This window comes from Kitasatospora sp. NPDC004289 (assembly GCF_053602875.1).
Genome location: NZ_JBSGEL010000003.1, coordinates 194,705 through 215,716 on the forward strand (window position 1 = coordinate 194,705; position 21,012 = coordinate 215,716).

16 protein-coding genes are annotated in these 21,012 nt (G+C 74.0%); 10 read left to right on the forward strand and 6 right to left on the reverse strand.

What is annotated here, in order from left to right:
• The first annotated feature begins 45 nt into the window (after positions 1 to 45).
• From ACWEPF_RS03375 to ACWEPF_RS03385, 3 genes are all read left to right on the forward strand, one after another.
• Positions 46 to 3,168, forward strand: a complete 3,123-nt coding sequence (locus ACWEPF_RS03375) for a TIM-barrel domain-containing protein (RefSeq protein WP_452171211.1) — start codon at positions 46 to 48, stop codon at positions 3,166 to 3,168.
• A gap of 114 nt (positions 3,169 to 3,282) precedes the next feature.
• On the forward strand, positions 3,283 to 5,622 hold the full coding sequence (locus tag ACWEPF_RS03380; RefSeq protein WP_452171212.1) for a discoidin domain-containing protein: 2,340 nt from the start codon (positions 3,283 to 3,285) through the stop codon (positions 5,620 to 5,622).
• Positions 5,623 to 5,683: 61 nt separating this feature from the next.
• A complete protein-coding gene (locus ACWEPF_RS03385; RefSeq protein ID WP_452171213.1) occupies positions 5,684 to 6,904 on the forward strand; it encodes an aminotransferase class V-fold PLP-dependent enzyme in 1,221 nt (406 codons plus the stop codon).
• Here ACWEPF_RS03385 and ACWEPF_RS03390 read toward each other — a convergent pair.
• The gene (locus tag ACWEPF_RS03390) at positions 6,901 to 8,085 is read right to left on the reverse strand and encodes a cytochrome P450 family protein (RefSeq protein ID WP_452171214.1); all 1,185 of its coding nucleotides are present in this window, start codon (positions 8,083 to 8,085) and stop codon (positions 6,901 to 6,903) included. The two genes, ACWEPF_RS03385 and ACWEPF_RS03390, sit on opposite strands and share 4 nt — an antisense overlap.
• Positions 8,086 to 8,231: 146 nt before the next feature.
• Here ACWEPF_RS03390 and ACWEPF_RS03395 point away from each other — a divergent pair, with 146 nt between their 5' ends.
• On the forward strand, positions 8,232 to 8,789 hold the full coding sequence (locus ACWEPF_RS03395) for a GNAT family N-acetyltransferase (protein ID WP_452171215.1): 558 nt from the start codon (positions 8,232 to 8,234) through the stop codon (positions 8,787 to 8,789).
• A 119-nt stretch (positions 8,790 to 8,908) separates the two neighbouring features.
• Here ACWEPF_RS03395 and ACWEPF_RS03400 read toward each other — a convergent pair whose 3' ends face one another.
• Positions 8,909 to 9,535, reverse strand: a complete 627-nt coding sequence (locus tag ACWEPF_RS03400; RefSeq protein WP_380150256.1) for a carbonic anhydrase — start codon at positions 9,533 to 9,535, stop codon at positions 8,909 to 8,911.
• Positions 9,536 to 9,602: 67 nt separating this feature from the next.
• On the opposite strand from ACWEPF_RS03400, the gene ACWEPF_RS03405 reads away from it, so the two are divergent.
• Positions 9,603 to 10,700, forward strand: coding sequence for a barstar family protein (locus ACWEPF_RS03405; protein ID WP_452171216.1), 1,098 nt, complete (start codon positions 9,603 to 9,605; stop codon positions 10,698 to 10,700).
• Positions 10,701 to 10,743: 43 nt separating this feature from the next.
• Here ACWEPF_RS03405 and ACWEPF_RS03410 read toward each other — a convergent pair whose 3' ends face one another.
• The 4 genes from ACWEPF_RS03410 to ACWEPF_RS03425 form a co-directional block, all read right to left on the reverse strand.
• Complete coding sequence (locus ACWEPF_RS03410; protein WP_452171217.1) at positions 10,744 to 11,184, reverse strand: hypothetical protein; 441 nt, start codon at positions 11,182 to 11,184, stop codon at positions 10,744 to 10,746.
• A gap of 380 nt (positions 11,185 to 11,564) precedes the next feature.
• Positions 11,565 to 12,797 (reverse strand): NAD(P)/FAD-dependent oxidoreductase, encoded by a 1,233-nt coding sequence (locus ACWEPF_RS03415; RefSeq protein ID WP_452171218.1) that lies wholly within the window; start codon positions 12,795 to 12,797, stop codon positions 11,565 to 11,567.
• A gap of 17 nt (positions 12,798 to 12,814) precedes the next feature.
• Positions 12,815 to 14,146 (reverse strand): cryptochrome/photolyase family protein, encoded by a 1,332-nt coding sequence (locus ACWEPF_RS03420; protein WP_452171219.1) that lies wholly within the window; start codon positions 14,144 to 14,146, stop codon positions 12,815 to 12,817.
• Positions 14,147 to 14,332: 186 nt separating this feature from the next.
• Positions 14,333 to 14,659 carry a rhodanese-like domain-containing protein gene (locus ACWEPF_RS03425; RefSeq protein WP_452171220.1) on the reverse strand — a complete coding sequence of 109 codons (327 nt, stop codon included), beginning with the start codon at positions 14,657 to 14,659 and terminating at the stop codon, positions 14,333 to 14,335.
• Positions 14,660 to 14,698: 39 nt separating this feature from the next.
• Here ACWEPF_RS03425 and ACWEPF_RS03430 point away from each other — a divergent pair, with 39 nt between their 5' ends.
• The 5 genes from ACWEPF_RS03430 to ACWEPF_RS03450 all read left to right on the forward strand — a co-directional run bounded on the left by ACWEPF_RS03430 (position 14,699) and on the right by ACWEPF_RS03450 (position 20,969).
• Positions 14,699 to 15,322, forward strand: a complete 624-nt coding sequence (locus tag ACWEPF_RS03430; RefSeq protein ID WP_452171221.1) for a TetR/AcrR family transcriptional regulator — start codon at positions 14,699 to 14,701, stop codon at positions 15,320 to 15,322.
• A gap of 148 nt (positions 15,323 to 15,470) precedes the next feature.
• Positions 15,471 to 17,183: a cation:proton antiporter gene (locus ACWEPF_RS03435; protein WP_452171222.1), complete on the forward strand. Its 1,713-nt coding sequence runs from the start codon at positions 15,471 to 15,473 to the stop codon at positions 17,181 to 17,183.
• Between the two features lie 166 nt (positions 17,184 to 17,349).
• On the forward strand, positions 17,350 to 19,194 hold the full coding sequence (locus ACWEPF_RS03440) for a stealth family protein (RefSeq protein ID WP_452171223.1): 1,845 nt from the start codon (positions 17,350 to 17,352) through the stop codon (positions 19,192 to 19,194).
• A gap of 108 nt (positions 19,195 to 19,302) precedes the next feature.
• The gene (locus tag ACWEPF_RS03445) at positions 19,303 to 19,713 is read left to right on the forward strand and encodes a hypothetical protein (protein WP_452171224.1); all 411 of its coding nucleotides are present in this window, start codon (positions 19,303 to 19,305) and stop codon (positions 19,711 to 19,713) included.
• A 149-nt stretch (positions 19,714 to 19,862) separates the two neighbouring features.
• Positions 19,863 to 20,969, forward strand: coding sequence for an FAD-dependent oxidoreductase (locus tag ACWEPF_RS03450; RefSeq protein ID WP_452171225.1), 1,107 nt, complete (start codon positions 19,863 to 19,865; stop codon positions 20,967 to 20,969).
• The last annotated feature ends 43 nt before the right edge of the window (positions 20,970 to 21,012 follow it).

Genomic DNA, 21,012 nt, shown 5'->3' on the forward strand with positions numbered 1-21,012 from the left:
CTGAGCACAGCACGCTGGTTGGAACGATGGGGCAGGAAGCGGCCGTTGGCCGCCGGGTTGGCCGCCGCGATGCTGGGAGCCGTGCTCTCGGTGGCCGGGCCGGTCTCCTCGGCGGCGGCCGTGACCGCCGGAAACGCCACCGGAGTCACCCAGTCCGGGAACACCTACACCGTCAGTTCGTCGACCGGCGCCAAGGCCCGGGTGGTGATCGCCCGCGCCGACATCTTCCGGATCTGGCTCTCCCCCAACGGTGCCTTCACCGAGGACCCGGCCGGCACCGACCTGGCCGTGAAGACCGACTTCGGCCCGGTGACCAGCAGTTGGACCGACGCCGGGAGCTACTTCCGGATCTCCACCGCCTCCATGACCATCCGGGTCAACAAGTCCCCGATGCAGTTCGCCCTCTACCGGGCGGACAACACCACCCTGGTCTGGCAGGAGTCCCAGCCCACCAGCTGGACCGGCACCCAGACCACCCAGTACCTCGCCCAGGGCGCCGACGAGCAGTTCTACGGCACCGGTCTGCGCCTCGGCGAGTGGGCGCTGCGCGGCAAGACCGTGCCGATCTCGGTCAACAACAAGTGGCGTGAGAACGACAACGCCAGCCCGGCGCCGTTCTACATGTCGACCAACGGCTACGGCGTCATGCGCAACACCTGGGCGCCCGGCAACTACGCCTTCACCGCGCCGGGTTCGTTCACCCACGACGAGAAGCGCTTCGACGCCTGGTACGTGGTCGGCGACTCGCTGAAGGGCGTGCTCAACAACTACACCGACCTGTCCGGCAAGCCGTTCCTGGCGCCGATGTGGGGCTTCGAACTCGGCAACGCCGACTGCTTCAACGCCTCCAACCCGGACTACCAGGGCGACCACAACCGGGCCCGCCACCAGACCACCCCCGACGTGGTGGGCTACGCGACCGACGCCCGCAACGCCGACATGCCCTCGGGCTGGTTCCTGCCCAACGACGGCTACGGGTGCGGCTACACGGACCTGAAGAACACCGTCGACGGCCTGAAGGCCAAGGGCTTCCAGACCGGTCTGTGGACCTCCACCGGCCTGTCCGGCATCGACAACGAGGTCGGCGTGGCCGGCAGCCGGGGCGTCAAGACCGACGTGGCCTGGATCGGCGGCGGCTACAAGTACGCCTTCGACGGCGTCAAGCAGGCCGTCAACGGCATCGAGAACAACTCCGACGCCCGCCGCTACGTCTGGACCGTGGATGGCTGGGCCGGCACCCAGCGCAACGCGGTCGTCTGGACCGGCGACACCTCGGGCACCTGGGACGCCATGCGCTGGCACGTCCCGGCCATCACCGGCGCGGGCCTGTCCGGCCTCAACTACGCCTCCGGCGACATCGACGGCATCTTCGGCGGCAGCCCGAAGACCTACGTCCGCGACCTGCAGTGGAAGGCCTTCACCCCGGCGTTCATGACCATGTCCGGCTGGGGCCCGGTCAACCCGACCGCCGGGTACTCGGACAAGCAGCCGTGGCGCTTCGCCGAGCCGTACCTGTCGATCAACCGCAAGTACCTGCAGCTGAAGATGCAGCTGATGCCGTACCTCTACACCGCGAGCCAGACCGCCTCGCAGACCGGCGTGCCCTCCACCCGCGCCATGGTGCTGGAGTACCCGAACGACCCGGTCGCCCGGGGCAACCTGACCAGCGGTCAGTTCATGGCCGGTGACTCCTTCCTGGTCGCCCCCGTGGTCACCGACACCGCCACCCGGGACGGGATCTACCTCCCGGCCGGCACCTGGACCGACTACTGGACCGGCAAGGCCTACAACGGCCCGGGCTGGCTGAACGGGTACTCCGCGCCGCTGGACACCCTGCCGCTGTTCGTCAAGGGCGGTGGCATCGTGCCGATGTGGCCGAAGATGAACTACACCGGGGAGAAGCCGGTCGACACCCTGACCTACGACGTCTACCCGCGCGGCAACTCCGCCTTCACCCTCTACGAGGACGACGGCATCACCCGGGCCTACCAGAGCGGCGCCTCGGCCACCCAGGCGGTCACCGTCACCGCGCCCGCCTCGGGCACCGGCAACGTCACCGTCACCGTGGGTGCCAGCACCGGTAGTTACACCGGCAAGCCGGCCTCCCGCGGCTACCAGTTCTCGCTGCACGCGGCCGCCGCGCCGAGCAGCGTCTCGGTCGACGGCACCGCGCTGACCGCCCAGGCCTCGAAGAGCGCCTACGACGCCGCCGCCAGCGGCTGGTACTTCGACGCCACCGACCGCTCCGGCGTGCTCTGGGTGAAGACCGGCAGCAAGTCCGGCGCCTTCACCGTGACCGCCAACGGCCTTGCCGTGACGCCCGGTTCGGCCATCCCGTCCACCTCCGCCCCGATCTCCCAGGCGGGGTGGACCCTGGTCGGCACCGACAGTCAGGAGACCTCGGGCGAGAACGGCGCGGCCACCAACGCCTTCGACGGCAACACCGGCACCATCTGGCACACCAAGTGGTCCGGCACCGCCGACCCGCTGCCGCACGAGATCAAGATCGACCTCGGCGCGCGGTACGACGTCGACAGCGTCACCTACCTGCCCCGGCAGGACGGCGGCGTCAACGGCCGGATCGGGAACTACGAGCTCTACGTCTCGGACTCCCCGACCGCTTGGGGCACGGCGGTCGCCACCGGCACCTTCGCCGACACCGCCGCCGCGAAGGCCGTCACCTTCGCCCCGGTCACCGGCCGGTACCTGCGGCTGCGGGCGCTGACCGAGGCCGGCGGCCGCGGCCCGTGGACCAGCGCGGCGGAGATCACCGCCACGGGCAAGGCCACGCCGCTGCCCAGCAACGTCGAACTGGTCAACGGCGCGTCCTCCACCTGTGTGGACCTGCCGGGCAGTGCCACCACCCCCGGCACCCAGCCGACCCTCTACAGCTGCCACGGCGGCCCCAACCAGCGCTGGACCTTCCAGCCGAACGGCACCCTCACCGGTCTCAACGGCGTCTGCCTGGACGGCGGTTCGACCACCGTCGCCGTCCAGACCTGCGCTTCCGGCGCGGCCGCCCAGCAGTGGAAGCCCGGCAGCGGGAACACCGTCACCAACGGCACCCGCTGCCTGACCACCGCCGGGGCAGCCACCGCCAACGGCACCAAGCTCCAACTCGCCACCTGCGACGGGAGCGCGGCCCAGCGGTGGACCCCCACCCCGTGACGCCGCGCTGAGCCCTCCGCACCGACACCGGCCGGGCGGCCGCACCCCTTCCCCGGGTGCGGCCGTCCGGCCGGCCCGCACGCTCCTTCCCCCTCTTCCCCCAGGGAGTACGGAATGAAGCCGAGCACCATCCTGGGCCGTGCCCTCGCCGCCGCCCTGCTGACCACCGCCCTCTCCCCCGTCGCCGTGTCGGCGGCGGCCGAACCCGTCAACCCCGCGCCCGGCGTGGTCCCCGCCCTCCAGCAGTGGACCGGCGGCACCGGCCGGACCACCCTCACCGCCGCCACCCGGATCGTGATCCCCGCCGGGGCCACCCCCGCCGTCCAGTCGCTCGCCGAACAACTCTCGGCGGAGTCAGCCGAGTTGACCGGCCTCCGGCCCGCCGTGGCGACCGGCACTCCGGCCGCCGGTGACATCTCCCTGTCCGTCGACCCGGCGGCCGACTTCGGCGCGGCCAAGGCCGAACTGCGCCCGGAGGCCTACCGGTTGAGCGCCGGTGCCTCCGTGAGCATCGTCGGCGGCGGCGACAAGGGCCTCTACTACGGCACCCGGACGCTGCTCCAGGCCGTCCTCGGGTCGGCCGACCGGGCCAGCGTGCCGGTCGGCACCGCCGTCGACTACCCCGACTACGCGGTGCGCGGCTTCATGCTGGACGTCGGACGCCGGTACTACACCCCGGAGTTCATCAACTCCTACCTGCACTGGATGGGCTGGCTGAAGCTCAACACCCTCCAGCTCCACCTCAACGACAACGAGATCAGCCCGCCGAACGGCGACTGGTCCCAGGCGATCTCGGCCTTCCGCCTCAAGAGCACCAACCCCGCCTTCGCCGGCCTCGCCGACGCCCAGGGCTACACCCGCCAGGACTGGGACGGCTTCGAGTCCACCGCCGCCGCCAACGCCGTCACCCTGGTCCCCGAGATCGACGCCCCGGCCCACGCCCGCGCCTTCATCAAGTTCCGGCCGGGCCTCGGCCTCAACGGCGGCAACTCCGACCACCTCGACCTGTCCAAGCCCGCCACCACCGACTTCATGAAGAGCGTCTACGCCGAGTTCGCCCCGTGGTTCCGCGGCCCCGCCGTCCACATCGGCATCGACGAGTACCCGCGCGAGCTGACGGCCCAGTACAAGACCTACGTCAACGCCATCGCCCCGTACGTCCGTTCGCTCGGCAAGCAGGTCAACGCCTGGGGCAGCTTCACCGTGATGGGCGGCAGCGGAGCCGGCTACGACAAGGGCATGGCCATCAACAGCTGGAACAACGGCTGGTACGGCCCCAAGGCGGCCATCGCCGACGGCTACAAGGTCATCAACTCCAACGACGGCCTGCTCTACGTCGTGCCGTTCGCCGACTACTACCACCCGCAGGGCCTCGACGGGCAGTCCATCTTCAGCAGTTGGGCCCCCAGCGTCTTCGGCGGCGGCCAGGACCTGCCGGCCCAGGACCCGAACCTGCTCGGCGCCATGCCCGCCGTCTGGAACGACAAGGTCCGGCTGAGCTACACCGAACTCCAGACCCACACCCTGATCGAGAAGAGCTTCGCCGCCCTCGCCCAGAAGATGTGGTCCCCCACTGCCGGGGGCAGCGACTACACCGCCTTCCTCACCAAGGTCGCCACCGTCGGCCAGGGCCCCGGCACCGCCTACCTCCCCGACACCGTCACCAGGCCCACCGGCACCCCGGGCGACCTGGCCTTCCAACGGCCCGTCACCGCGTCCTCCACCGAGACCGCTGCCTTCCCGGCCTCCTACGCCGTCGACGGCAACGCCACCACCCGCTGGGCCAGCCAGTACAGCAACGACCAGTGGATCCAGGTCGACCTCGGCTCGCCCCAGCGGATCGGCTCCGTCCGGCTCGCCTGGGAGGCCGCGTACGGCAGGGACTACGACCTCCAGACCTCCACCGACGGCACCACCTGGACCACCGTCGCCCAACGCCGCGGCCGCACCACCGCCGGCACCGACACGCTCACCTTCACACCCACCACCGCCCGTTTCGTGCGGATGCAGGGCATCACCCGCGGCACCACCTACGGCTACTCCCTCTACTCCCTGGAGGTCTTCGCCGCCGACCTGGCCTTCCAACGGCCGGTGACCGCCTCCTCCACCGAGACGGCCGCCTTCCCGGCCTCCTACGCCGTCGACGGCAACGCCACCACCCGCTGGGCCAGCCAGTACAGCGACAGCCAGTGGCTCCAGGTCGACCTCGGCACCCCCACCGCCTACGGCACCGTCCGGCTCGCCTGGGAGGCCGCCTACGGCAAGGACTACGACCTCCAGACCTCCACCGACGGCACCACCTGGACCACCCTCGCCCAACGCCGCGGCCGCACCACCGCCGGCACCGACACCCTCACCTTCACCCCCACCACCGCCCGCTACCTGCGTCTCCAGGGCATCACCCGCGGCACCACCTACGGCTACTCCCTCTACTCCCTGGAGGTGTCGGCCTGACAGGATGGCCCGGGGCGGCGGGAGGGCCGCCGGCGACGACAGCAGAGGACCCGAGTACGACATGACCACCGAAGCACCGAAGCCCCTGCTGCTGCCCGACGGCCGCCCCGCCGCCCACGCCTGGACCCTGGACCCGACGCTCCGTCACCTCAACCACGGCTCCTTCGGCGCCGTCCCGCTCGCCGCGCAGCAGGAGCAGCAGCGGCTGCGGGAGGAGATGGAGCGGGCCCCGGTGGTGTGGTTCCCCGGGCTGGCGGGGCGGGTCGCGGCGGCCCGGGCGGAGGTGGCCGGCTTCCTGCGGGTCCCGGCGCGGGACCTGGCCCTGGTGCCGAACGCGAGTGCTGGTGCCAGCGTCGTCTTCGGCAGTCTCCCGCACCGGGCGGGCGGCGAGGTACTGGTCACCGACCACGGCTACGGGGCGGTGACCATGGGTGCCGAGCGCCTGGCCCGCCGTTGGGGCGGGCGCGTGCGCACGGCGCACGTACCGCTGCACGCCGGAGCCGAGGAGGCCGCCGCCGCGGTCCTGGCCTCGGTCACCGACCGCACCGCGCTGCTCGTCCTCGACCACATCACCTCCGCCACCGCCCGGCGCCTGCCGGTGGACCTGATCGGCGCGGCCGCCCGGGCGGCGGGCATCCCGCTGCTCATCGACGGGGCGCACGTGCCGGGTCTGATCGAGGACCCGCTGGCCGGGCTGGAGTTCGACGCCTGGGTGGGCAACCTGCACAAGTTCGGGTGCGCCCCGCGCGGGGCCTCGGCTCTGGTGGTCCGCAGTGAACTCCGGGACGAGCTCTACCCGTTGATCGACTCCTGGGGCGCGCAGGAGCCCTTCCCCGAACGCTTCGACACCCAGGGGACGCTGGACGCCACCAGCTACCTGGCCGCCCCGGCCGCCCTGGACTTCGTCGAACGGACCTGGGGCTGGGCCACCGTCCGCACCTACCTCTCCGACCTGGCCGACCACGCCGAACACGTCATCGGCCGGGCCTTCGCCGATCTGACCGGCGAGAGCGCCACCGCCGCGGTCGGCATGCCGGTGAACGCCCTACGCCTGGTCCGCCTCCCCGACGGCCTGGCCGGCACCCGCCTGCAGGCCGACGCCCTCCGCGACCGGGTCGCCACCGAACTCGGCGTCGAGGCCGCCTTCACCAGCTTCGGCGGCACCGGCTACTTCCGGCTCTCCACCCACGCCTACAACACCGCCGCCGACTACGAGGACTTCGCCGAACGCTGCGTCCCCGTCCTCGCGGACTGGGCCCGGCGGGCGCGGAACGCCCGCTAGAGCCGGACCGGCAGCGCCGTCAGTCCGCGGAACAGCCGGGAGTGACGCCAGGTCAGGTCCTCGGTGGGCACGGCGAGCCGCAGGGTGGGGAAGCGCTCCAGCAGGACCCGCAGGGTGATCTCCACCTCGGCGTGGGCCAGCGGTGCGCCCAGGCAGCGGTGGGCGCCGTGGCCGAAGCTCAGATGCGCGGCGGCGTCCGGCCGGGCGAGGTCCAGCCGGTCGGGGTCGGCGAAGCGGGCCGGGTCGCGGTTGGCGGCGCCCGGGCAGACGAAGACCGGGGTGCCGGCCGGGACGGGGGTCGCGTCCGCGCCGAGGGTGGTGGCGGCCGGGGCCCAGCGCCAGGTGGCGATGGAGACCGGGGCGTCGTAGCGCAGCAGTTCGTCGACGGCGGCGGGGACGCGGCCCGGGTCCGCGAGCAGCTCGGCCCAGGCCTCCGGGTGGCGCAGCAGCGCGAGCACGCCGTTGCCGATCGCGGCGGTGGTGGTCTCGTGGCCGGCCACCAGCAGCAGGACGGCGAGGGAGAGCAGCTCGTGCTCGTCCAGCGGGGCGTCCTCGCCGTCGCGGGCGGCGATCAGTTCGGAGATCAGCGCGCCGTCGGGGGCGGTGCGCTTGGCGGCGATCAGCTCGGCCATGTACGCGGACAGCGCGTGCGAGGCGGCGTCGATCCGGGTGTGGTCCCCGGTGACGAACAGCTCCGCCGACCAGACGCCGATCGCCCGCCGGTCCCGCTGCGGGACGCCGAGCAGCTCGCAGATGACGGTGACCGGCAGCGGGGCGGCCAGGCCCTCCACCAGGTCGACCTCCTGCCCCGGCTCCCAGTCGGCGGTCAGCTGCCGGGCCAGCGCCTCGATCGCGGGGCGGAGCCGGTTGACGGTGGCGGTGGTGAACGCCCGGGTGACCAGGCGGCGCAGGCGGGTGTGCTCGGGCGGGTCGGTGGTGAGCATGTTGCGCGCGATGGCGGGGTGCAGGGCGCGGTCGGAGTCCTTGTCCGCGAAGTACGCCCCGGTGTCCTTGGACAGGGCCGTACCGGCGAGCGCCTGCCGCGCCTCCTGATGCCCCGTCACCACGACCGCCCCGTCCGGCGCCCCCGCGAACGGGATCGGGAGGACCGGCGCCTTCGCGCGCAGCGCGGCGTAGTACGGGTACCGGTCGCGGTAGAAGGCCGGGTCGTTCAGCACCATGCGTCCGTCCGTCCCCCTCGGCGTCCCGGGCAGCACCGATCGTATCCCCCCGGGTTCCCGCCGCGTTCGATCCGTCGACGCCCCGGCGCGGCAGACTGCCCGGAAAACCCGGTGGCGACAGCTCTCCGGATCCTTATGATCACCGGATGATCGAAGGCACGTTGGTACGACTGCGGGCGCCGCGCGCCGAGGACGTGGACGCCCACGTTCGGTGGCGCAACGACCCGGAGGTGGTGCACTGGGCCACCGGTGGCGACCCGCATTTCGGGCCGATCACGCGGGAGTCCATGGAGCGCTTCCACGACGGCAGGCTCCGTCAGGACCCGCGCACGGAGGCCACGTTCACGGTGGTGGAGTTGGCCGCTGAGCGTGTGATCGGCAGCATCGGCTACCGCGACCTCGACCCGTTCGCGGGGCGGGCCACCGTGGGGATCCTCATCGGCGAGCGTGACCGCTGGGGCGGCGGGTACGGCTCCCAGGCGCTGAACCTGCTGCTGGGGCACCTGTTCGGGTCGTGCCGGCTGCGGCGGGTCGAGCTGGACACCTGGAGCGGCAACGAACGTGCCGTCCGGGCCTTCCGCAAGGCCGGCTTCGTCGAGGAGGGGCGGCGGCGCGAGAGCGTGCGGGTGGGCGAGCGCTGGTACGACAGCGTCCTCTTCGGGCTGCTCGACCACGAGTGGGCGGCGCACCGCGCCGCCTCGTAGCGGCCGCTCCCGGCCGGAGGTCGCCCCTCGGTCGCGGTCGGGCCGTCGCTCCTCGGGCCGGCTCCCGGTGGCGGAAGCGTCGGGAACGGCCCGAGGAGCGAGGTGGCGGTGAGGCCGCGTCAGGCGGCGTCGATGCCGTGGGCGGCGATCAGGTGGGCGCTGCCGTCGACCAGGCGGTAGGAGAGGCCGACCACGGCGAGGCGGCCGGCGGCGATGGCGTCGGCGAGGATGCGGGAGCGGTCGACCAGCAGGTCGACGGTCTGGCGGATGTGCTCGGCTATGAACTCGCCGTCCTCGGTGTGGCCGGCCGCGCGGGCGGTGAGCACGCTGGGCGTGACGCGCTCGATCACGTCGCGGACGAAGCCCGGGGCCCGGGTGCCCGCCTCGACGGCGGCCCGGGTGGCGGCCACCGCGCCGCAGGAGTCGTGGCCGAGCACGACCACCAGCGGGGCGCCGAGCACGGCCACGCCGTACTCGATGCTGCCCAGCACCTCGGGGCCGACCACCTGGCCGGCCGTGCGGACCACGAAGAGGTCCCCGAGGCCGCGGTCGAAGATGATCTCGGCGGCGAGGCGGGAGTCGGCGCAGCCGAACATCACCGCGAAGGGGTTCTGCTCGGGGGCGGTCTCGGTGCGGCGGGCGGCGTCCTGGTTGGGGTGCTCGGGCTCGCCGGTGACGAACCGTTGGTTCCCGGACATCAGCATCGCGAAGGCGTCGGCGGGGGTGGTGGGGAGCGTGGTCGACATGACCGCAGCCTACGGCGCGGATCGGACGCGTGATCGAACGGGTCCGCCAGTCGGGCAGGATGACGGCGTGAACGGGCGTGGAGAGGGGCGTGGGGTGGCGCGGTACGCGTTGGTGGGGTGGGACCGGAGCGAGGTCTGGGGCACCTGCGAGGAGGTGACCGGACTGTCCGGGGAGGACCGGCGCGAGACGTACGAGCTCTTCGGCTGGGTCCCGGAGCAGGGCACGGCGGCGGGCTGGCTCGGCGACCGGGTCTGGCTGGTGCCACAGGGCCCCGGCGCCCCGGACCCCGAGCACCACGACCCGTGGCTGCTGGAGGACGTGCTGAGCCTCGGCGGGCGCGCCGGGGCCCTGGCGGTCTCCGCCACGGACGGGTACCTGACCCCGCCCGAGGACCACGAGGGCCCCGTCCGGCTCACCGACGGGCACCGGTGGCTCGGCTCCTGCGCGGGCTTCACCCGGATCGTCCCCGCCGAGGAACCGCGATCCCCCGTGGTGCTGCGGGGGCTGGCCCCGGGTGCAGGGCTGCGGGCCGCCCTGGCGAAGGGGACCCGGCGGGCGCTCCACCTGGACGAGACGTACCTGGAGATCCGCGACGACCGCGGCGAACTGCTGACGGACCGTCTGATGTGGGCCACCGTCACCGCGTGGCATCCGTCCGCCGCCGGGCCGGGGCTCATCGACCTGGAGCTGGACGGCGGCGACTTCGAGCCGCTGCCCGAGCACGCCCGGCCGCTCCTGGAGCGCTGGTTCACCGGCCCGCCGGCCACCCCCGGCACCTGGGTCGGCCTCGGCCCCAGGGAGCGGCAGGCCTGGCTCGACCTCGTCCGCGAGCGCGGCTGCCGGATCCACCACCACCCCCGCCCACCCGGCCGGGCCTACGAGCTCGACGGCCGCCACGTCACCGACGCGACCTCGCTGTACCTCGCCCTCGGCGAGGCGGTGAACGGCCCGGGCGGCTACTTCGGCGCCAACACGGCCGCCGTCGACGACTGCCTCTGCGGCTCCTTCGGGCACACCTCTCCCGCCACCCTGACCTGGCACTCCTCCGCGACCGCCCGCGAGCACCTGGCGGCGGAGCTGGACTCGGACGGAACGCGGTACGACCTCTTCGCCGTGATCCTCGAGATCATGGCCAAGCACCGGGTGGCCGTCACCCTCGCCTGAACGGACACCCCGTCGGACGAGGGTGAGCTCGGGGCGTCGGCGGTCAGCGGCGGGCGGTCGACAGGACGAGGAGGAACTGGCCGCCGCCCGGTTCGACGGTGGTGGTCAAGGGGAGCTCGGGGGTGAGGCGGGTGAGGCGGTCGGCCAGCCAGTCGGCGGCCTGCTCGGCGTCCTTGCGGGTGGGGCAGCGGCCGACCACTTCGCGGCCGCCCTTGCGTTCCAGCCGGGCGGTCACGGCGATCAGCGCGGCGGGTTCGGAGACGTAGAGGTGGTCGGGCCAGGCGATCTCCACCTTGACCGCGCCCTTGCGGGTGTTGCAGCCGCGGTGGGCGAGCCGTTCGGGGATCTTGGCCTTGCGGTCGGCGGTGCGGCTGTCGACGCTGGGACCGCGGGGGTCGTTCACGGACATGTCGGGGTCGACCGGCTCGTCGCACACCCAGCACCGCCAGCCGTCGCGCTCGGCCACGTCGTCAAGAAGAGTCACCCGGGTAAAGCTAGCCTGCCCCGACGCCGTCCGGCCCACCGGGACCCGGCGCGATCGCGAGTCCTTGGGCGCCGGCGCCCGGCGGTGACGGTCGGCTCGGGGACGGAGACCTAGGGGCTGTCTCCTTGGTGGGGCCGGGTCCGCGCCGCCGGGGCACGCACCTCGCCGGCTTCTCGTCAGTCGCCGATGCTCCGCATGGACTCCCTCCTCGGCGCCGCCGAGGCACGCACCCCAACGACGCGGCCTGATCCGACCCCACCAAGGAGACAACCCCTGGGCCTCCTCCGTCGTCGTGCGCTGCGGTCCGACCGAGATCGAGCAGCTCGTCATGTCGCCCCCGGGTGGATCGGTGCGATCACCGTAGCGGTCAGGGGCCCCGGTCAGCCGAGGTCGGCCAGGACTTCGCGGGCGGCGCGGGCGCCGGAGGCGAGGGCGCCCTGGACGGAGGCGGTGGCGCGGTGGTCGCCGCAGAGGTGGACGCCCGGGGAGTGGCGGGTGGGGCGGGTCAGGGGGTGCGGGGCGGGCATGGCGGGGAGGGCGTAGGGGATGCGGTGGGCGGCCAGGAGGTGCCAGTCGGAGGTGTCGGTGGCGTAGAGGACGGCGAGGCGGCGGCGGACCGCCGCTTCGTCGGCGGCGGTGCCGAGGACGGAGGTGGTGACGAGGTGGCGGCCACGCGGGGCGTACTCGGGGGCGACCTGGGAGAGGACCACGGAGTTGAGGAGCTGCCGGCCGGCGTCCACGACCAGGGTGGGTTCGGCGAGCGGCGGGCGGGTTGCGGCGTGGTGGAAGGTGGTGACCGACCGGGCCTCGGGGACGGGGAGGCCGGGGAGCAGGGTGGCGGCCGTGACGGGGTCGGTGGCGACCACGACCGTGGTGCAGGGGATCTCCTGACCGTCCGTCAGGGTGACGGCGCCGGGTGCGAGGGAGGCCACCGGGGAGTCGAGGCGGAGGGTGCCGGGCGGGAGGCGGGAGGCGAGCTGTTCGGGGACGGCCTGGATGCCGGCGGCGGGGAGGGCGAGGGTGCCGCGCAGCATGCTGCGCCAGTAGAGGTGGAACACCCGGCTGGAGGTGGTGAGTCGGTCCTCCAGGAAGATCCCGGCGAGGAACGGCCGCAGGACGTGGTCGATGACCGGCTCGGAGATCCCGGCCGCGAGCAGGGCCGAGGCCGTGGTGCGGTCGGGGGCGCCGCGCAGGCGGGCGGCCGGGGTGAGGAGGTCGCGGGCGCTGAGCAGTCCGAGGGCGGCGGCGTCCCGCCGTGGGGCGAGCCGGCCGGTGAGCAGGTCGCCGCACCGGGCGGGGCTGCGCAGCGGGTGGGCGAAGCGCCGCCGTCCGAGGGAGCCGGCCAGCAGGAAGCCGGGGGTGAACGGCCGCAGGTCCAGCGCCCGGGTGTCGACGCGTGAACGCACCTGCGGGTAGCCGGTGTTGAAGACCTGGAAGCCCCGGTCGAGGAGGAAGCCGTCGACCCGGTCGGTGCGCATCCGGCCGCCGACGGCGTCGGAGGCCTCCAGCAGCAGGACGCTGCGCCCGGCGGCGGTCAGGTCGGCGGCGCAGGCGAGACCGGCCAGGCCGGCGCCGATCACCACGACGTCGGGGCGGCGGGGGGCGGGAGTCATCGGTGGCTCCTCCGTGGTCAGTCGAGGGCGCGGGCGTGGCGGAAGCGGGCGCCGAGGGAGTCCGGGGCGACGATCGGGGCGGGGTAGTCGGGGGCCCGGTCCCGGTCCAGGCTCCACGGCTGGTGGACGGCCGGGCCGGGGACGTCGGCGAGTTCGGGGATCCAGCGGCGGACGTACGCGCCGTCGGGGTCGTAACGGAGCGCCTGGCGCAGGGGGTTGAGCAGGCGGTTGGGGCGGGTGTCGGTGCCGGTGCCCGCGACCCACTGCCAGTTGAGCTGGTTGTTGGCCACGTCGCCGTCGACCAGCAGGGAGAGGAAGTGCCGGGCGCCGGTCCGCCAGTCCAGGTAGAGGGACTTGGCCAGGAAGCTCGCGGTCAGCAGGCGGGCGCGGTTGTGCATCCAGCCCTCGTGGAGGAGTTGGCGCATGCCGGCGTCGACGATCGGGTAGCCGGTGCGGCCCTGCCGCCAGGCCTCGGCCTCGGCCTCGTCGTGGTGCCAGTGGTCGCTGCGGCTGCGGTAGTCCTGGTGGGCGACGGCGGGCCGGGCGGCGAGCACCTGGTGGTGGAAGTCGCGCCAGGCCAGCTGCCGGACGAAGGCCTCGGCGCCCTCGCCGCCGTGGGCGGTGGCGTGGGTGGCGAGCTCGTTGGCGGAGAGGCAGCCGAAGTGGAGGTACGGGGAGAGCCGGGAGGTGCCGTCGTCGGCGAGGGCGTCGTGGAGCTCGGCGTAGGCGTCCGGGTCCCAGCGCCTCCAGTGGCGGCGGGCGGCGCTCTCGCCGCCGGGGGGCAGGGCGGGTGACGTGCCGTCAGCGGTGGGCAGGCGTTCGCCGGTGACGGCGCGCGGGGTGTGCAGCGCGCGGGGTGCGGCGAGGACCTTGCGGCGGGGGGCCTGCTGCCAGGCGCGGTGGTACGGGGTGAAGACGGCGTAGTGGTCCTTGCCCGCCGGGGTGACCTCGCCGGGCGGGACGACGGTCAGCGAGGCGTCGTGCACCCGGAGCCGGTCGCCGAGCAGTTCGCGCAGGCGGGTCTCACGGCGGTGGGCGAAGGCACTGACGCCGGCGGCCACGTGGACGGCGGTGGCGCCCGTCTCCTCGGCCACCCGGGCGGCCTGCTCGGCCGGGTCGCCGTGGCGCAGGACCAGTCGGGAGCCGCGGCTGCGCAGTCCGGTGTCGAGGTCGGCGAGGCAGTCGGCGAGGAACGCCTGCCGGTTGGGGGCGGCGAAGCCGGCCGTCTCGACGGCCGGGTCCAGGACGAACAGCGGGACGACCTGGCGGCCGGCCTCGGCGGCGGCGTGCAGGACGGGGTTGTCGTGCAGCCGCAGGTCCTGGGTGAACAGGGCGATGGAGACGGTCATCGATGGTTCCCGGGTCGGTGCGAACGGTTCGTGCGCGGAAGCCACTGGTGGTCCGCAGCCTAGGTTTCGGAGCCGACGCGATCCCGGATTGCTGCGGGCCGGACCGGATTGCGGCGGGCGGGACAGCATTGCGGCGGGCGGGACCGGGGTGTCCCCGGCGGACCCCGGGCCCGCCCGCCGCGGGAATCAGGCCGACTCGGTGGGCAGGCCCGCCTCCACCCAGTCCTGGATGCCCTCGCGGTACTTGCGGACGTCGGTGTAGCCGAGGGCGGTCAGCCGGTCGGCGACCTGGCCGCTGTTGGGGCAGGCGGTGTTGGAGCAGTAGGTGACGATCGCGGCGGTGCGGTCGGGCAGCACGGTGGCGGCGTGGGCGTCCACCTCGCCCGGCGTCAGGGCGAGCGCGCCGGGCAGGTGCTGCTGGGCGTGGTACTGGCCGCCGAGGGTGTCGACGACGGTGACGGTGCGGGCCTCGATGGCCGCGGCCAGCTCGTCACGGGTGATGAGTGCGGTCATGGCAGTGCCTCCTGCAGAGAATCGGACTACAGTCCTCTTGTGGCTCACGACATTAACGGACCGCAGTCCGCTTCCGCAACGCCCCTGGAACTCCTGCGCACACCCCCGCCCAAGGAGCGCGCCGACGCCGCCCGCAACCGGGCCGCCGTACTGGAGGCCGCCGCCCGGCTGTTCGCCGAGCACGGCGTCGAGGCGGTCTCGATGGACCAGGTGGCGGCCGCGGCCGGCGTCGGCAAGGGGACGCTCTTCCGTCGCTTCGGCGACAAGTCGGGCCTGGCGGCCGCCCTGCTCGACGCCCGGGAGCGGGTCCTCCAGGAGGCCGTCCTCCAGGGACCGCCCCCGCTCGGCCCCGGCACCCCGGGGGCGCCCGCCGCCGAACGGCTCACGGCCTTCCTCTCCGCCTACCTGGACTACCTGCTCGACCACCTCGCCCTGGTCCGGATGTCCGAGACCGCCTCCCCCGGCGCCCGCTACCGCATCGGCGCCTACCGCTTCTGGCACCGCCACGTCGCGCTCCTGCTCTCCGGCACGCCCGACCCGGAGGCCACCGCCCACGCCCTGCTCGCCCCGCTGGCGGCCGACCAGGTCTCCGCACTGCTCCCGGAACTGGGGCCGGAGCGGATCCGCGCGGCGGCGCTCCGGCTGGCCCGCTCGGCACTCTGACGGACCGTCGGAGCGGCCGCTGCCACCGGCCGGGCCCGCGGCCCACGGCGCGCCGTCGGACGGCGGGAAACCGGGTGCGGCCCGGCCCGGCGGCCAGAATGCCGGGTGGGCACGGTCGCCACGTCGGCCGCGGAACAGGAGCCGGACCATGGGATGGACGCTGGTCGCCGTACTCGGCGTGATCAGCATCGTCGCGGTGTCGGCCGCCTCGCGGCGGATCGGGGTCGCGGCACCGCTCTCCCTGGTGGTGGTCGGGACGGCGCTCAGCTTCCTGCCGGCGGTGCCGCACGTGGAGGTGGAGCCCGACCTGGTGCTGACCGTGGTGCTGCCGCCGCTGCTGTACGCCTCCGCCGTCCACATGCCGGCCGTCGACTTCCGGCGGGACCTCAAGGCGATCCTGCGCCTGGCGGTGCTGCTGGTGGTCGTCACCACGCTCTGCTCGGGCTACCTGTTCGCCTGGCTGCTGCCCGGGCTCGGGCTGGCCGCCGCCTTCGCGCTCGGGGCGATCGTCAGCCCCACCGACGCGGTGGCCGCGACCTCGATCGGCAAGCGGCTCGGACTGCCGACCCGGCTCACCACCATCCTGGAGGGCGAGGGCCTGGTCAACGACGCCAGCGCGCTGGTGCTGCTCGGCTCGGCGGTGGCGGCGATGACCTCGACCGTCCACCTGTGGAAGGTCGGGGTCGACTTCGTGCTCTCGGTGGTGGTGGCGAGCGTGATCGGGGTGCTGGTCGGTCTGCTCACGGTGCTGGTGCGCGGGCGGCTGCACGACACCGTCCTGAACACCGCGCTCTCCTTCGTGGTGCCGTTCCTGGCCTTCCTGCCCGCCGAGGAGCTCGGCGCCTCGGGCGTGCTGGCCGTCGTGGTGACCGGCCTGGTCAGCGGACACCTGAGCCCCCGCTTCCTGCGCGCCCGCGACCGCCTCGCGGAGGACGTCAACTGGCAGACCATCGCCTTCCTGCTGGAGAGCTCGGTCTTCCTGCTGATGGGGCTCCAACTCCGCACCCTGGTCGACCAGGCCGAGGACGCCGGGCAGAACGTCGCGCACGCGGTCGGCATCGGGCTGCTGGCCTCGCTGCTGGCCATCGCGATCCGGATGCTGTTCGTGGCGCCGCTGGTCGCCTCGCTGCGCCGCGACGCGGACAAGGCGGTGGACTTCCGGACCCGGCTGGACGACCTGGCCGACCGGCTCGACACCGGGCAGGAGCTGCCCCGGCGGTTCCGGAACACCGACCCCGAACGGCTGGAGGGGCGGATCGAACACGGCCGCAACGACGCCGAGTTCAGGATCAACGAGAGGTTCGGCTGGCGCGGTGGGACGGTCATCGCCTGGTCCGGCATGCGCGGCGCCGTCACCGTCGCCGCCGCCCAGAGCCTGCCGGGCGACACCCCCTACCGGCCGCAGCTGCTGCTGATCGCCTTCACCGTGGCCGGCACCACCCTGCTGCTCCAGGGGCTGACGCTGCCCCGGGTGATCCGCGCCCTGAAGCTCCCCGGGGACGACGAGGCAGCCGACCGCGCCGCCTTCGGCGAGCTGTACGCCGACCTCTCCGCCCGGGTGGCCGAGACCCTCGCCGACCCCGACCTCGTCATGCCCGACGGCACCCCGTACGACCCGGTCGTCCTCGACCAGGCCCGCGCCTGGACCGCCACCCGCCACAAACGCCCCGCGCTCGGCGCGGTCGCCGAGGGCGTCGACCCGCGCGAGCAGTACCGCACGCTGCTGCTCGCCGCCGCCTCCGCCCAGCAGGACGCCCTGCTGACCATCCGCACCGCCGGCACCTACAACTCCCGCGTGCTGGCCCGCGCCCAAACCATGATCGACAACGAGCTCGCCCGCTTCCAGGACCCCGAGGGCTGACATACCGTCGACAGCGGGTGAAAACGGTCGATCGACCACGATTCCCTACGAATTACCAGGAAATAAAAAATGCTCCCAGAATTCTCCCAGGTTCCCTTCGGGAAATCCTCCCCCCCGAAGATCGTGTTACGGTGAGCCATCCACTCATCCCCCGGAGTGTCATCTCGTGTTCGTTCGCCGTTCCCTCACCGGCCCGCTCCGACGTCCGTTCGCCGGATTCCTCGGCCACCGGGATCCCACCGCCGAGCAGCAGGCCACCGTTCCCGCCCCCAGGTCCGAGGACGCCGCTCCGGATTACGCGGCGGTGCTGGCCCCGACGCGGACGGCGGAGGAGGAACGGCTGCTGCGCTCCCTGCCCGGGATTGTCCGACACACGGGTCAACTCGCGGAGACGGTACCGGGATTGCCGCCGACGGTGCGGCGGGACGGGAACCTCGCGGAGGTCGCCGACGTGCTCGCCGCCGCGGGCGTGGCGCACGGGATCGTTCCCGACGGTCCGGAGCACCACCGGCTGGCGATCGGCCCCGGTGACCGGACCGCGGTGCTCGCGGCCGTGGCCGGGGCGTTCGCGGGGCAGGCGGTCTACGCCGATCTCCTGGAGCACGGCCGGACCCTGGCCACGGTGCCGGCCGCCCTGCTGCCCGAGGCCGTGGCCGCCCTCGAGACGGCCGCGTCCATACCCGCGTCCGAGGACGGCGCTGACGCCCCGTCGCACGCGCCGGAGACGGTGGACCGCGTCAAGGGCATCCGGGTCTACCGGCCGGCCGTGGTCGGCGGTCGGCTGTACGGGGCGGACCTGGGCTGCGACGTGGAGTTCTGGGACTCCGCCGCCCCCTCCCCCGGCGCCATCGCCTCCATCGGCCAGACGCCGTTCGGCTGGTGGCTGCCCTCGCTGGCGGCCGACGCCACCACCACCATCGGCGGCCGCGACTACCCGCTGGTCGACGCCTTCGCCGCCACCTTCCCCGACGACATCGACTTCCCCGTCGACGTGGTGGTCACCTGGGTCGACGGCAGCGACCCCGCCTGGCGCGAACGCCGCGACCACGCCCGGCAGGCCCAGGGCCACCGGGCACCGATGGCCGACGACGGCGAGCAGCGCTACCGGAGCCGCGACGAACTCCGGTACTGCCTGCGCTCGATAGCCGCCCACGCACCCTGGGTGCGGCACGTCTTCCTGGTCACCGACGACCAGGTCCCGGCCTGGCTCGACACCGCGGCGCCCGGTCTGACCGTCGTCCCGCACCGCGAGCTCTTCGCCGGCACCGGTGCCGGCCCGGTCTTCAACTCGCACGCCATAGAGACCCGACTGCATACGATCGACGGCCTGGCCGAGCACTTCCTCTACCTCAACGACGACATGCTGCTGGGCCGGCCGCTGACGCCCCAGCAGTTCTTCCTCGGCAGCGGCGTGCCGCGCTACTTCCCCGACAGCCGGATCATCCCGCCCGGGGAGATCGCCTCCGAGGACGGCGACCGCGGCGACGCGGTCTACGTGGCCGCCCAGTACACCACCCGCACCGCGCTCGCCCGCGCCACCGGCCGCACCTACCCCCACACCCTGAAGCACGCCCCCTACCCGCAGCGGCGCAGCGTCCTGGCCGAGACCGGCGAACGCTTCGCCGAGGCCCTCGCCGCCACCACCGCCTCGCCGTTCCGTTCCGGCTCCGACCTGGCCCCGATCACCCTGGCCACCCACTACGCGCACGCCACCGGCCGCGCGGTCGAGAGCCAGTTGGTGGACGGCTACTTCAGCATCGACAGCAGCGAGGACCTCGCGCAGCTGGAGGAACTGCACCGGCACCGCTGGGCCGACGTGATCTGCCTGGCCGACACCGTCCGCGACCACCTGCCCGTGGAGCAGCAGGACCGCGCCCTGGCCGACTTCCTCCAGACCTACTTCCCCGCGCCCAGCCCGTACGAGCTGCCCGGTGCCGCCGCACCGGACGAGGCCGCGCAGGACGCGGACGCCGACGCGGAGACGGGCGCGCGGGAAGCCGCCCACGTGTAGCCCCGCCCGCGTCGGGCTGACGGAGCGTCAGCGGGGCGCATGGCAGCGGGGATCCGGGGCAGGCGGGCACCGACGGCACTCCCGCGCCCACGGACAAGGAGCGATCCGATGAACCGGCCGATCCCCGCACAGCTCTCCACCGCCGAACTCACCGCCGAGGCGGCCGACCTGGTCCGCGCCGCCGGGCTGGCCGCGCAGCCCGGCGGCGCACCGGGTCTGATCCACCCCACCGACGCCGCCGCCGCGGTCAACGCCTTGGCGGGGCTGACCGCGCGCCTGCCCGACCTGCTCGACCAGGTGGGCACGTTCCTCAGCAGCGAGCAGGCCACCGGCCGGATCGGCACCCCGCTGGCGGAGGACTTCGACGGGGTCCGGCTGGCGCGGGACGCCCGCGAGCACCTCTACGAGGCCGGCCGTACCGCCGCGCTGCTCGCGGAGTCGCTGGCGGCGGCCGCCACCGCCCTGGCTCCGCTAGGGCAGACCCGCACGGCCGGCGGCCCGACCACGCCGCACGTCTGACGGCGCCGCACCTCTGGCGGCGCCGCGCCCTGACACCGGGATGACGGCAACTGTCGGTGGGATGTCAGCGGCCTGCCGGTGGGGCCCGGCACCTTCGGAAGGGACGGCGGCCCGGATCCACCGGGCGGCCCGGCCTCGAAGGAGTCACCGTGCACGACACCCACGTCACGATCATCGGCGCCGGACTCGGCGGCCTCGCGCTGGCCCGCGTCCTGCACGTCCACGGCATCCCCGCCACCGTCTACGAGGCGGAGTCCTCGCCCGCCGAGCGGGCCCAGGGCGGGCTGCTGGACATCCATGACTACAACGGCCAACTGGCGATCCGGGCAGCCGGGTTGACGGAGGAGTTCGAGAAGATCGTGCTCCCCGGCCGGCAGGCGCTGCGCGTGCTCGCGACCGACGGCACCGTCCTGCTGGACAAGCCCGACGACGGCAGCGGCGGCCGCCCCGAGGTGGAGCGCGGCGAGCTGCGCCGGATCCTGCTGGAGTCGCTCCCGCCCGGCACCGTCCGCTGGGGCCGCAAGGTCGCCACCGCCCGCGCGCTGGGCGGCGGCCGCCACGAGGTGGCCTTCGCCGACGGCGCGAGCGTCACCACCGGTCTGCTGGTCGGCGCGGACGGCGCCTGGTCGCGGGTGCGGCCACTGCTCTCGGACGCGGTGCCGCAGTACTCCGGGACCTCCTCGGTGGAGACCCACCTGTACGAGGCGGACACCCGGTGCCCGGCCGGCGCGGCGGCGGTCGGCGGCGGGTCGATGATCGTGCCCGGCGAGGGGCAGGAGCTGTTCGCCCACCGGGCGGCGGGCGGCACGCTGCACGTCTACGCGCTGCTGACCCGCCCTCAGGAGTGGTTCGAGGCGGTCGACTTCGCCGAGCCGGCCGCCGCCCGGCGGCGGATCGCGGCCGAGTACGCGGACTGGGCCCCCGCCCTGGCCGCGCTGGTGGCGGAGGGCGACAGCGCGCCCGTGCTGCGCCCGCACTTCGGCCTGCCGGGCGACCACCGGTGGGAGCGCATTCCCGGGGTGACGCTGCTCGGCGACGCCGCCCACCTCCAGCCGCCGAACGGCGAGGGCGCCAACCTCGCCCTGCTGGACGGCGCCGAGCTCGGCCTCGCGATCGCCGCCCACCCGGGCGAGCCGGAGGCCGCGCTGGCCGCCTACGAGCAGGAGATGTTCGTCCACAGCGCCGAGGTCGCCGCCGCGGAGCACGTCGGCGCGGACGACCTCGAGGGCTTCGCGGCGGCGCTCGGAGCGGCGTAGCCTGCGGCAGCGACGGGCGGCAGGCGGCGGCGTGCGCCAGCGA

Coding starts and splice junctions, on each gene's coding strand:
- ACWEPF_RS03425 (WP_452171220.1), bottom strand. CDS start 14,659: ATGACCGCACTCATCACCCGTGACGAGCTGGCCGCGGCCATCGAGGCC.
- ACWEPF_RS03385 (WP_452171213.1), top strand. CDS start 5,684: ATGACCACCGAAGCACCGAAGCCCCTGCTGCTGCCCGACGGCCGCCCC.
- ACWEPF_RS03445 (WP_452171224.1), top strand. CDS start 19,303: ATGAACCGGCCGATCCCCGCACAGCTCTCCACCGCCGAACTCACCGCC.
- ACWEPF_RS03400 (WP_380150256.1), bottom strand. CDS start 9,535: ATGTCGACCACGCTCCCCACCACCCCCGCCGACGCCTTCGCGATGCTG.
- ACWEPF_RS03415 (WP_452171218.1), bottom strand. CDS start 12,797: ATGACTCCCGCCCCCCGCCGCCCCGACGTCGTGGTGATCGGCGCCGGC.
- ACWEPF_RS03390 (WP_452171214.1), bottom strand. CDS start 8,085: ATGGTGCTGAACGACCCGGCCTTCTACCGCGACCGGTACCCGTACTAC.
- ACWEPF_RS03435 (WP_452171222.1), top strand. CDS start 15,471: ATGGGATGGACGCTGGTCGCCGTACTCGGCGTGATCAGCATCGTCGCG.
- ACWEPF_RS03380 (WP_452171212.1), top strand. CDS start 3,283: ATGAAGCCGAGCACCATCCTGGGCCGTGCCCTCGCCGCCGCCCTGCTG.
- ACWEPF_RS03395 (WP_452171215.1), top strand. CDS start 8,232: ATGATCGAAGGCACGTTGGTACGACTGCGGGCGCCGCGCGCCGAGGAC.
- ACWEPF_RS03420 (WP_452171219.1), bottom strand. CDS start 14,146: ATGACCGTCTCCATCGCCCTGTTCACCCAGGACCTGCGGCTGCACGAC.